The following is a 9,960-nucleotide window of genomic DNA, read 5'->3' as shown; positions in this document are numbered from 1 at the left end:
ATTTTCAACCGACTCTGCATTTATATTATGCAGCTTAAATGCCGATTAGCTTATCAACCAATGTATTTTGCATGATTTTTAGTTGGTACTTAGGTAAAAATAATTAAGCTAACAAAACGAGCGGGTACTCGGTTGAGAATAGGCTTGCAATTAATTGCAAATTCTTTAATGAGATTAAAGCATTCAAAACTCTTTTTCCAAGTGTCTAATTGCTGAGATTAGAGCGGAAAAGCATATTCATATATGGCTATATTGAAAGGCATACTCATAGGAAATCCACCACAAAAAATATTTTTCTGTGTCTAACTTCGTATAAATATCACGTAAGCTAAAAAAAAGCATCTATCAAAAGTTACATAAATTTGCAAGTAACTGAGATACAAAATCCAGACTCACGAAGAGTTTTTGCCTCCTGCCTCAAGGGCTTATCCAATCTAATTTCAGATTAACGTCAATGACCAAAATAGCTTTATGATTTTCTACGAAAGTATATTTGAAATTATTCAGGTCTAGCAGCAAATCTCAAGCCAATTCTGAAACATGGCGAATCACCTTTAGGTGTTTCGTGCAATGCTGGTTTTGAACGTTCTTCCAGAGTCCAATAAAGTGCAGGGAGATAAAAAAGTATGCCTGAACACCCATTCCATGACCAACTGAGTTTAGAAGAACAAACTGAGAAACTTGGAAAGCAAGCAGTAACCTTGGGTTTGATTCCAAGTTTTGTGGTGCATTACTTTCCCGATACCTGGGTATTTTATATACCTAATGAAAATCAATCCGAACCGCTGACACCAGAAGAGGCATACCTTCGTTTACAACAACTGGTTAAACAGTAGATTTTTTGATCACAGATTTTGAATCCAACGGCTAGGCAGTGTAATTTTTAAGTAACAGTAGTTATGGCAAAACCAGCAATTTTAACTGTCGATGATGATCCAGAAGTGTTGCAAGCGGTGTCACGAGACTTGCGGCATCAGTATGGCGATCGCTTCCGCATTGTCCGCGCAGATTCCGGGATTACCGCTCTAGACGCAGTGCAGCAACTCAAATTACGGAATGAAGCAGTTGCTCTATTCTTAGTGGATCAAAGAATGCCACAGATGGGAGGTGTGGAGTTCCTTGAACAGGCAAAAGTCATCTTTCCTGATGCGAAACGTGCTTTGCTGACGGCCTATGCAGATACGGATGCGGCCATTAAATCAATCAATAGTGCCAGACTTGATTATTACTTACTCAAGCCCTGGAATCCCCCAGAAGAACGGCTCTATCCGGTTTTGGATGATTTGCTAGATGACTGGCTAGCTGGATTCCGCCCACCCTTTGAAGGGATTCGAGTCATTGGTAATCGCTGGTCGCCTTTTTCCCATCAGGTGAAAGACTTTCTGGCGCGTAACCAGATTCCATACAAGTGGTTAGATATTGAACTGGAGCCGGATGCAGAAAAATTAGTAGAATACGCAGAAGCCGATGGCAGACAGCAATTGCCCCTGGTGCTGTTTCCCGATGGTTCCCGATTAATTCAACCATCTAATTTAGAGATTGCTGCCAAAATTGGACTGCAAACCCAGGCAGAGCGACCATTTTATGACTTGGCGATCGTGGGTGGTGGCCCTGCTGGACTGGCAGCCGCAGTCTATGGCGCTTCCGAGGGATTGAGTACAGTTTTAATTGAGCGTGAAGCTCCGGGCGGACAAGCAGGCACGAGTTCACGCATTGAAAACTATTTAGGGTTTCCTGTTGGCTTGAGCGGCAGCGATTTGGCTAGGCGGGGAGTCACTCAGGCGCGACGATTTGGGGTAGAAATTCTCACTCCTCAAGTAGTAACCGGAGTTAAGCTGCAAGATCCTTATCGGGTTCTGCAATTGGCGGATGGCAGTGAGATTAGTTGCCATGCACTTTTAGTTGCAACTGGCGTTTCCTACCGCTGGCTAAATGTCCCAGGAGCCGAGAAGCTGACAGGGGCAGGAATTTATTACGGTGCTGCTATGACTGAAGCGATCGCCTGTACCAATGAAGAGGTTTACTTGGTAGGCGGGGCAAATTCTGCCGGACAAGCAGCAATGCATTTTTCTAAGTATGCCAGCAAAGTGATCATGTTGGTGCGGGGTCAGTCGCTTTCATCGAGTATGTCGCAATACTTGATTGACCAGATTGCGGCTACTGCAAATATCAAAGTTTGCACAGGTTGCAGCGTCGTGGAAGTGAAGGGAGATGAACATTTAGAAGAAATTGTGATTGTCCATGCCAAAACTGGACAAACTGAAACCGTGCCAGCGCGATCGCTTTTTATCTTCATTGGTGCTAGCCCTAAAACTGATTGGCTCGATGGTGTTATTCAACGCGATGCTCAGGGGTTCATCCTCACAGGGCCAGACTTAATGCATAATGGCAAATCTCCTCAAGGTTGGCATTTAGAACGCTCTCCTTTCTTACTAGAAGCCAGTGTTCCTGGCATCTTTGCAGCCGGAGATGCACGATCCGGGTCAATTAAGCGGGTAGCATCCGGTGTGGGAGAAGGCTCCATCGCCATTCAATTCGTTCACCGTTACCTGAGCAATGTTTAGCTAAAGCGGGATGGACTCAGTTACCGTACTTAGCAGGTTGCATTACTATCATTTTAAGTAAAATCTGCAAACCCTGCCCCCTGCCCCCTCAAGGAGGTTAATTGATGTTGTGTATTGAAGAATTGATCAACTTAGACCCGTTTCAACGGCTTCCTCAAGAGCGCTTGGAGTGGGTCTGCGATCGCGCTCAAACAGTTGAACTTTCTGCCGGAGAAGTGTTGTCCCATGAGGGAGACCCTGTATGTCGCTTATTTATCTTAGTCAAAGGTAAAATCAACATCACCCGCCGCAGTGAAGGAGTTGAAATTCCCATCGGGCAACACGAAGCCCCATCCTTTTTTGGTGAAATTCCAGTACTCACAGGTGAACCTGCACCTGTCACAATGCGGGCATTGACAAATTGCCATCTCTATGAACTCAAGGGAGAAGACTTCCGCAAACTGCTGCATGAATGTCGTGATTTTGAGCAGATGGTCTTCCGCATTATGGAACGTCGGCTTCGGGGGCTAGAGTCCTTTATTCGTGGGCGGGAAAAGATGGCAGCTTTAGGGACACTTGCCGCCGGTCTAGCTCATGAACTCAACAATCCAGCCTCAGCCCTCGTTCGGACTTTAGAGGAAATGCCACCCGCCATCCTGGAGCTACAACGAATGAACTTAGTTTATGGGCAACGCAATGTTGAGGAAGCCCATACTCAAGACTGGTTGAGACTGCGTGATCAGGGCTATGATGCGATTTTGAATAATCGTCTAGATCCGGTGACACTAAGCGATCGCGAAACCGTGTTGCTGGAATGGTTAGAAGACTATGGTGTAAAGCAAGCCTGGAAATTAGCGGAGCCTTTAGCGGAAGGCGGTATTGAGGTGAAAACCTTAGATCAGATGATGGAGCGTTGGCGCAACGACGATACTGAATTACGAGAAATGGGATTGCGCTGGCTATCCCTCTCATTTGAAGTCATGTCGATGATTAAACATGGTTTGCGAGGAGCCGAGAGGATTTCCGAACTTGTGCAAGCGATGAAGTCTTATTCTTACCTCGATCAAGGAATTCAGCAAGAAGTAAATATACATCAAGGTTTAGAAGATACCTTGCGATTGTTTGCTCATAAATTCAAGTGCGGTATCCAAGTGCAACGCAATTACGATCAGCGTCTTCCTAAAATCCTTGCCTATGGTAGTGAACTGAATCAGGTGTGGACGAACTTAATTGACAACGCCATTGATGCAATGGATGGTAAAGGACTGCTGGAAATTACAACTTGGCATTGCGATCGCTTTGCTCATATTGACATCACCGATTCTGGCAGTGGAATTCCACCTGAAATTCAAACGCGCATTTTTGAACCCTTCTTCACCACTAAATCAGTCGGGCGTGGTTCAGGACTTGGTTTGGAAACCGCTCGCCGGATTGTAGAAAATCGCCATCATGGTACGCTCTCATTTGAGTCGCAGCCAGGCAGAACTTGTTTCACCATCTGCTTGCCTTTGATTGAATCATTTGAAGGAAGTACCAGTTAGTTTTATTACCAAATAAAATTTAGCCGAGGATAAGGGTGCGATCGCACCTTTACTCAAATGCTCGCCGATCCCTCTTTGGAAACTAAAGTGGAGCCAACCGACGGCAGAATCTATCAAATTAAAGGCAGTCACGAGTTACAAAGCGAAGCCACTGCGCTATCCTGCCTCCTGAACCCAACCTTTAACTGTAGACTTAAAAACTTACTTGACCAAATTACTGATTTTTTATTAAGGTATTTTATACCGTCTTGACACTGGCTTGATAATTTTTACTTTGAAAGCAGTTAAACTTTATATTCTCAAATGGACTTTACATCTTCACTATTATGTGGAACAACGTATTAGTTTGCTTCATCATTTCTTGAATTAAAATTCATTAATAATACCCATGTAGTAACAGATTAAGTGATTGATATTAGAGAAGTAGTTGAAAAATCTGACTTGTCTAATATTATGAATAAAAAATGGGCTGTTAAGCGACTTACAATCAATCTCACATCAGGTGAAGCTCAGAAGTTGGAAAAATATTGCTCAATGACTGGCAGACCAGCAACCGATGTAATTCGGGAATTAATTCGCTCTCTTCCTACTGAAGATGAAGAGTAAAAAACCTAAAAGAAAAGAAAATTACACTGGATAAAAACTTAATCAACAGAGAGGATGAAAGTTTCAATGAGCTTGATGGCAGACCAGACTTGTTACAGATTTTGGCAAATTGGCAATTGATGTTGTGCTGTTGGAGTTTCAAGGGAAATATCAACAGCGTTAGATAGTGAAGAAGTTGTGCTTTAAAACACCAATACAGTTCAGTTAAGCTTTTTTCTCTCCCCCTGCTTCCCCTACTTCCCCTACTTCCCCTACTTTCTACTTCTCCTGCCTCTCCTACTTCCCCTGTCTGCGAATGAGGAGCATCTGGCAATACTTAGGCAGGGAGTAGTATAGTTAAATGGCATTTTGGGCATACTAAGGAAGAACTTAGGCAATCTTTTGAGCTACTCATCCCTGATTTGGGATGACATGCCTAGAAGAAAGTCAGTACCTTGGAGGATTAAGCAAGATGGTGTTTTTCGACATTGTTCCGCAACAATCTTCTCAGGCTTTTCTGTGGAGTATTCTTAACAGTATTACAGATCCGATTTTTGTCAAAGATAGGCAACACAGTTGGGTATTCGTTAATGATGCATTGTGTCAGTTCATGGGATATGAACGTGCAGAACTAATTGGTAAATCCGACTATGATTTCTTCTGCAAAACAGAAGCCGATGTTTTTTGGGAGAGAGATGAACAGGTATTCATCACATCCTTGACTGATGAACATGAGGAATTGATCACAGATTGCCAAGGTGAAACTCAGATCATTTCTACTAAGAAAAGCCTATTATACGATGAGGTTGGTAATTCATTTTTAGTGGGTTCAATTCGGCTGATTGCTTCCAAAAATAAAATTGAAACTGCTTTGCTGCGTCAGACAGTAAATAAGTTAGAACAGGAAATTCATGAACGCCAAGAAACAGAGAAGCGCTTTCGCAGACATAGTAATGCTCTACAGCAACTTGTGCAAAGTGAAAAACTACAACACGATGATTTTCAAATTGCCATCCAATATGTAACGGAAGTAGCTAGTTTGGGACTTGACGTCGAACGTGTAAGTGTTTGGTTATACATGGATAAAGATCAGGGTATTCAATGTATTGACTTATATGAACGTGAAAATAATTGCCACAGTCATGGTTTTGAATTATCTGTCTCTAGCTTTCCCAGGTATTTTCAAGCTCTAAAGGAAGAACAAGTAATTGCAGTTTCTGATGTTCATACTGATCCTCGCACTAGCGAGTTTTCTGAAACTTATACAACTCCACTGGGAATTACCTCAATGCTTGATGCTAGGATTTGGTCTAGAGGACAGGTAATTGGTGTAGTTTGTTGTGAACATTTGGAAACTCAGCGTCAGTGGACACTAGAAGAAGAAAGTTTTATTGGCTCCATTACTGACTTCGTGCGACTGGTAATAAGCTAATCGGCATTTAAGTTGCATAATCAGGGCGGGCAAGATGCCCACCCCACAAGGGATTAATAAAATTTTGATATGCAAATTAGATGTGTTTTAGCTTAGAATCAGGCGATCGCAAAGTCGCTGAAGAAGCACTGCGGCAATCAGAAACGCAGCTTAGACAGCAAACTCAACAACTAGAGTCAACGCTCTTTGAATTACAACGCACTCAAATCCAAATGCTCCAAAGTGAAAAAATGTCTTCTTTGGGACAACTGGTAGCAGGTGTTGCTCACGAAATTAATAATCCTGTTAACTTCATCTATGGAAATATTACACCTGCTAATGATTATATTCAAGACTTACTAAACCTGATTAAACTATATCAAGAATACTATCCCGATCCAGTTACTGTTATTCAATCAGAAATTGCGGCTATAGACCTAGAATTTTTGATAACAGATTTACCGAAGCTCTTATCTTCAATGAAAATAGGATCAGAGCGCATTCGGCAAATTGTCCTGTCTCTGCGAAACTTCTCTCGCTTAGATGAAGCTGAATATAAAGCAGTTGATATTCATGAAGGAATTGATAGTACGTTATTAATTTTAGAAAATCGACTCAAAACAAAACCTGATTCTCCTGGGATTGAAATTATTAAGGAATATGGAAATTTACCTCTTGTTGAGTGCTATGCAGGCCAACTCAATCAAGTGTTTATGAATATTTTAACTAATGCTATTGATGCTTTAGAAGAACGGGATAAGCAACACACTCAAAAGAAAATCCAACAATCTTCTAGTGTGATTCAGATCCGCACAGAAATAATTGATAAAAATCATATTGCAATTAAAATTGCTGACAATGGTCTGGGTATACCAGAAAAAATAAAACAACGTATTTTCGACCCCTTCTTTACTACAAAACCAATTGGTAAAGGTACAGGAATGGGTATGTCAATTAGTTATCAAATTGTGACCAAAAATCATCATGGAACCCTTGAATGTATTTCATCTCCAGATCAGGGTGCAACATTTGTGATTGTCATACCTTTAAAACAGCAGCAGTTTGGTAATTAATCAAGACGCTCATCGCTATTAATAATGCCAGTGTTGGGTGGGCATCAGTTGCGAATAGGTAATAGGCAATAGGCAATAGGCAATAGGCAATAGGCAATAGGCAATAGGCAATAGGCAAGAAGGCTTCTTAGTTGTACTGAGTTTTTTCAGAAATCAAATATCAAATATGAGTCCTATATATAGACGATAATCTAATTACAATCAGTCTCAGTAACTGACCAAATAAAACGCACACCAATTATAATTAGTGTGCGCCTGCGGTTAGATTTTAGAAATTCTCGAACTTAGCGATCGCATCCTTCATCTTATCCACCACCTCATCTACAGGTATGACTCCCAATTCCCCAGAGGCGCGGGTACGGATACTTAAGGTGTTGGTTTCCACTTCCTTAGCTCCCACCACAGCCATCACGGGTATTTTTTCTTTCTCTGCATTGCGAATCTGTTTACCCAAGCGATCGCCACTGGTATCAACTTCTGCACGGATGCCCAACGCACGCATCTTCGCCACCACATCTTTAGCAAAATCTAGCTGTGTATCACCCACCGGCAATAATCTAGCTTGCACTGGCGCTAACCACAGAGGGAAATCGCCCGCATATTCTTCAATTAAGATCCCAATCAACCTTTCCAGTGAACCAAAAGGCGCACGGTGAATCATCACTGGACGTTTGCGAACCCCATCTTCGGCGACGTACTCCAAATCAAAGCGTTCTGGCAAGTTGTAATCTACCTGCACAGTTCCTAATTGCCACTCCCGTTCTAGGGCATCACTAAAGATAAAGTCAAGTTTGGGCCCATAAAAAGCGGCTTCCCCAATTCCTTCAAAATGTTCCATCCCCAAGGTTTCAACTGCACGGCGAATTGCACCTTCGGCTTTGTCCCAAACTTCATCAGAACCCATGTACTTATCACTAGCAGGATCGCGGAAACTCAGTCTAGCTTTAAAGTTCTTTAGTTGCAGACTATTGAACACCGACAAAATCAAATCCACTACACTGAGGAATTCGCTATCTAGCTGTTCTGGGGTGACGAACAGGTGAGAATCATCCACAGTAAAACCGCGCACCCGCGTTAAACCGCCCAATTCGCCTGATTGTTCGTAGCGGTAAACAGTACCAAATTCCGCCAGTCGCATCGGTAATTCCCGATAAGAGCGTAACTCACTCTTATATATTTGAATGTGGAAAGGGCAGTTCATCGGCTTCATAACGAAGCCCTGTTCCTGTGCAGCCGATTCCTGATCATCTGCCATTAAGGGGAACATATCTTCTTTATATTTCTGCCAATGTCCAGAGGTTTTAAATAAATCTACTCTGGCAATGTGAGGTGTTACTACAGACAAGTAACCCCGTTTTAGCTGTTCCTGCTTGAGGAAGTCTTCTAAAGTACTCCGCAACACAGTACCTTTGGGTGTCCACAAGGGCAAACCCGGCCCCACTTGGTCAGAAAATATAAATAATCCTAGTTCCTTACCCAGTTTCCGGTGATCTCGCCGCAGCGCTTCTTCTTTGCGTCGCTTATATTCAGCGAGTTGTTCTGGACTTTCCCAAGCGGTGGCATAGATGCGTTGTAGTTGGGCTTTGGTTTCATCCCCACGCCAATAAGCACCAGCAACGCTTTCTAATTCAATTGCCTTCGGGTTTAATTCACTGGTATTTTCCAGATGAGGCCCCGCACACAAATCCCACCATTCATTCCCCAGGTGGTAAATCGTGATTGGTTCGTTTTTGATATCTGCTAGGATTTCTAGCTTGTAAGGTTCCTTAATTTCCTGAATCCGGCGTTCGGCTTCTTCACGGCTGACTTCTTCTCGAATAACCGCCAACTTGCGATTAATAATCTTCGCCATCTCTTTCTTGATGGCTTTGAGATCATTTTCGCTGAATGGTTCTGGATTGTCGAAGTCGTAGTAAAAACCGTTTTCAATCCAAGGGCCGATTGTAACTTGCGCCTTGGGAAACAGCTTTTGTACTGCCATTGCCATTACATGGGAAGCAGTGTGGCGAATCTTTTTTAAGTTCTCCGATTCGCTGGTACGCGGTAAATAAATTTTTTCAACTTGTTCTGACTGTTGTGACTGATTTGATGAATTTGACGACATTGGCTGCTGAACCGTTGGCGAAGTGATTACAAAAGGTGATTTATCTGAATCTGTAGGCTTATTCAACTATAACGACTTTGGTTTTTGCCAGTTCAGCTTTATTCAAGAAAGAATTCAGAATGGGCTAAACCTTAGCTATCCGCTAACAGGAGTCGGAATTTAGTATGAATTAGAGTTCGATGGTTACTGAGCTTGTGTTGTGTTATTGGCGCAGTCTGTCGTAGAGAAGGCTCGAAGTACTGGCGGATAGTGCAGCGCGTTCGCTCTTAGTGTCCCAAAGAGAAGGAGTCTGCGTACACCCCTATGGGTAAGTAAGCTAGCAAGAGCGTCTGAATCAGCAAAAGCATTTAAGAATCCCACTAAATATGCAGATTTATATCATGTCCGGCAAATTAGTTACAGTTACCACATCTGTGCAAAAATCGGAAAGCCCTCTTTCCCCCTGCCCCCTGCATAATGATAAGCCTTTAACCGGACACGATATTAATGGTGCTTCTAGATGGCGGGTTTGAATCTTCCATGCTCTTGATTATGACTTCTGAATTCTTCTTCATCATTTGTGATAAAGGATGAAGTTGACATCCTCCCCGCCGTAAACCGTCAGGGATTCCTAAGACTCACGACTTAGGTTTCTGCTTCATAGCAACTGCCTCCACCCCCTAAGAGGATTTGGTCTTATGTTCGCTCCACAGACTTTACGACT

At 42.7% G+C, this 9,960-nt stretch carries 7 protein-coding genes and 1 pseudogene; 7 read left to right on the top strand and 1 reads right to left on the bottom strand.

All coding sequences use genetic code 11. The features are described from left to right. The first annotated feature begins 626 nt into the window (after positions 1–626). The 6 genes and pseudogenes from VB740_RS34025 to VB740_RS34000 all read left to right on the top strand — a co-directional run. Positions 627–836, top strand: a complete 210-nt coding sequence (locus VB740_RS34025; protein WP_323204227.1) for a hypothetical protein — start codon at positions 627–629, stop codon at positions 834–836. A gap of 63 nt (positions 837–899) precedes the next feature. Then, on the top strand, positions 900–2,564 hold the full coding sequence (locus VB740_RS34020; protein ID WP_323204226.1) for an FAD-dependent oxidoreductase: 1,665 nt from the start codon (positions 900–902) through the stop codon (positions 2,562–2,564). Positions 2,565–2,668: 104 nt separating this feature from the next. Further along, on the top strand, positions 2,669–4,084 hold the full coding sequence (locus tag VB740_RS34015; RefSeq protein ID WP_323204225.1) for a sensor histidine kinase: 1,416 nt from the start codon (positions 2,669–2,671) through the stop codon (positions 4,082–4,084). A 453-nt stretch (positions 4,085–4,537) separates the two neighbouring features. Further along, positions 4,538–4,690, top strand: a complete 153-nt coding sequence (locus tag VB740_RS34010; RefSeq protein WP_229461849.1) for a CopG family transcriptional regulator — start codon at positions 4,538–4,540, stop codon at positions 4,688–4,690. Between the two features lie 451 nt (positions 4,691–5,141). Beyond that, on the top strand, positions 5,142–6,101 hold the full coding sequence (locus VB740_RS34005) for a GAF domain-containing protein (RefSeq protein ID WP_323204224.1): 960 nt from the start codon (positions 5,142–5,144) through the stop codon (positions 6,099–6,101). A 107-nt stretch (positions 6,102–6,208) separates the two neighbouring features. Beyond that, a pseudogene (locus VB740_RS34000) lies at positions 6,209–7,153 on the top strand (sensor histidine kinase); the annotation flags it as partial. Between the two features lie 268 nt (positions 7,154–7,421). Here the strand turns inward: VB740_RS34000 and thrS are convergent. Continuing rightward, positions 7,422–9,257 carry a threonine--tRNA ligase gene (gene thrS, locus VB740_RS33995; protein WP_323204228.1) on the bottom strand — a complete coding sequence of 612 codons (1,836 nt, stop codon included), beginning with the start codon at positions 9,255–9,257 and terminating at the stop codon, positions 7,422–7,424. 380 nt (positions 9,258–9,637) lie between these two features. Between thrS and VB740_RS33990 the strand changes: the two genes are divergently transcribed. Then, complete coding sequence (locus tag VB740_RS33990) at positions 9,638–9,769, top strand: hypothetical protein (protein WP_323204223.1); 132 nt, start codon at positions 9,638–9,640, stop codon at positions 9,767–9,769. Positions 9,770–9,960 lie beyond the last annotated feature (191 nt).

Origin of the sequence: Nostoc sp. UHCC 0251 (genome assembly GCF_034932245.1) — a bacterium.
GTDB lineage: Bacteria > Cyanobacteriota > Cyanobacteriia > Cyanobacteriales > Nostocaceae > Nostoc.
Note: the sequence above shows the minus strand (reverse complement) of the source record. Positions and strands in the feature narration are given on the sequence as shown.

Excerpts from the sequence above, each read along its gene's own strand:
- thrS (WP_323204228.1), bottom strand. The coding sequence starts at position 9,257 with ATGTCGTCAAATTCATCAAATCAGTCACAACAGTCAGAACAAGTTGAA.
- VB740_RS34025 (WP_323204227.1), top strand. The coding sequence starts at position 627 with ATGCCTGAACACCCATTCCATGACCAACTGAGTTTAGAAGAACAAACT.
- VB740_RS34010 (WP_229461849.1), top strand. The coding sequence starts at position 4,538 with ATGAATAAAAAATGGGCTGTTAAGCGACTTACAATCAATCTCACATCA.
- VB740_RS34015 (WP_323204225.1), top strand. The coding sequence starts at position 2,669 with ATGTTGTGTATTGAAGAATTGATCAACTTAGACCCGTTTCAACGGCTT.
- VB740_RS34005 (WP_323204224.1), top strand. The coding sequence starts at position 5,142 with ATGGTGTTTTTCGACATTGTTCCGCAACAATCTTCTCAGGCTTTTCTG.
- VB740_RS34020 (WP_323204226.1), top strand. The coding sequence starts at position 900 with ATGGCAAAACCAGCAATTTTAACTGTCGATGATGATCCAGAAGTGTTG.
- VB740_RS33990 (WP_323204223.1), top strand. The coding sequence starts at position 9,638 with ATGTCCGGCAAATTAGTTACAGTTACCACATCTGTGCAAAAATCGGAA.